Source organism: Synechococcus sp. R55.8 (assembly GCF_047461895.1).
Taxonomy (GTDB): Bacteria; Cyanobacteriota; Cyanobacteriia; order Thermostichales; family Thermostichaceae; genus Thermostichus.
This window is the reverse complement of sequence record NZ_JANSIB010000097.1, coordinates 10,171-11,705: the sequence shown is the minus strand read 5'-3', so window position 1 is coordinate 11,705 and position 1,535 is coordinate 10,171. Positions and strand designations below refer to the sequence as shown.

Genomic DNA, 1,535 nt, shown 5'->3' with positions numbered 1-1,535 from the left:
GATCGCTTCTTTCCTGAACCATGTTCAGGAGAGTTCAGCGTGAATGTATCAGTACCCCTGACTTCCAACCTCTACAGCTCCCAGAGCCATTGAGGCCTAAGCCTCAGCAAATGCCCTTCTCCAGCCCCCCGACAGCACCTGCAAATCCTCCTCATCCAAGTCCGCAGGAGTGCCGGAGCGGATGAGCTCGGCAAAATCTTCGTTGGGCACCATGAAGCAGAGGGCGTAGAGGCGGCCTGGGCCGGTATTGTGGATTTCATGTACACCGGTCGGCGGTACCAGAATGCTATCTCCAGTTTTGATGGGGGCCGCTTTTCCATCGCAAATGGCCAGGCCTTCCCCCTTGAGAACAAAAAACATTTCCACAGCCATTTGATGGCGATTTGGAGGGGTTTTGCCTCCCTCATCGAAGATCTCCACACAAAAGGTTAGAGAAATCTGAGCATGAGAAGGATCGAACACGATGGCCAGGCGATTGGTATCGTGGGGGCTGATGCGAAAAGCCTGATAATCGGCAGGGGTTTTAACAATTGGAATCACGCAGCGGGAAAGCGTTTGCATCCGGATCCTCCGCTCAAGAGATGAGGGGTGAATAGTGGGCAAGTGCTAACAGGGGAGAGCCGCGAGCAAATCTGAGGAGGAGGCGACAAAGCCAAAGCACTGCTTGACGTTGTAGAGGGTAGCTAGCAAACAGTATTCAGGAGAGGTGGTGGCGGCGCAGTCTTCCAGCAAAATGCAGTCGTAGCCGAGGAAATTGGCATCTTGCAGCGTGGTCATGACGCACTGGTCGATGTTCACGCCGGCAAAAAAGAGGGTGGTGCGCCCCAGGTTTCTGAGAATGCTATCGAGAGGGGTATCCCAAAAGCCGCTCATGCGGAACTTATCCACCCAGATATCCTCGGGCTTGACCTCCAGTTCCTCCACCACAGCAGCGCCCCAACTGCCCCGCGTGAGGACCAAAGACCCGTTCTTAGGCAAGGGATCCCCCAGCCCTACTCCCTCTCCGGTGGGGTTGTACACATGTCGCAAGCCGGCGCTGATGTTGAGCAAGTCAGGGCGATTGCCCCAGTTCACCCACACAATCGGCACTTGAGCTTGTCGCAGGCGGGGCAGCAGGGCTTTTAGAGGGCCGATGGGAGCCCGTGCAGGTGTAACATCGACGCCGATGCTGGCCAGCCAACCGTCGGGATGACAAAAGTCGTTTTGCATGTCGATCACCAGCAGCGCCGCTTTGGCCAGATCCAAGCGCAGGGTTTTGCTGGAGGTGGGCAGCAGGATGGGCCGGGGATCCAAGGGCGGACGGGTGAGGTCGGCCATTTCGGCATTCACAGCCCAGGCATTGGGAGGGATCCCAAGGGTCTTCAAGGGGCGATTGGGAGTGCTCATGGATTCTCCGCTCGCGTCGCGCAGCAGTGGGATCAGGTGGGGCGGATGACCCACAACTACGCTCGACCTTAATGCACAGCCAACCTCACTTTGGAATCGTAGGCTACACTTTCTCACCTTATTAACGCATGGGATCCCCCAGGGTCAGT

Annotated in this window: 2 protein-coding genes; both read right to left on the bottom strand. The window is 56.8% G+C overall.

Annotated features, from left to right (window positions below; all coding sequences use genetic code 11):
- Positions 1-96: 96 nt before the first annotated feature.
- A complete protein-coding gene (locus NW829_RS10055) occupies positions 97-561 on the bottom strand; it encodes a cupin domain-containing protein (RefSeq protein ID WP_011434408.1) in 465 nt (154 codons plus the stop codon).
- 45 nt (positions 562-606) lie between these two features.
- Positions 607-1,386 (bottom strand): cysteine hydrolase family protein, encoded by a 780-nt coding sequence (locus NW829_RS10050; protein WP_041437718.1) that lies wholly within the window; start codon positions 1,384-1,386, stop codon positions 607-609.
- Positions 1,387-1,535: the final 149 nt, after the last annotated feature.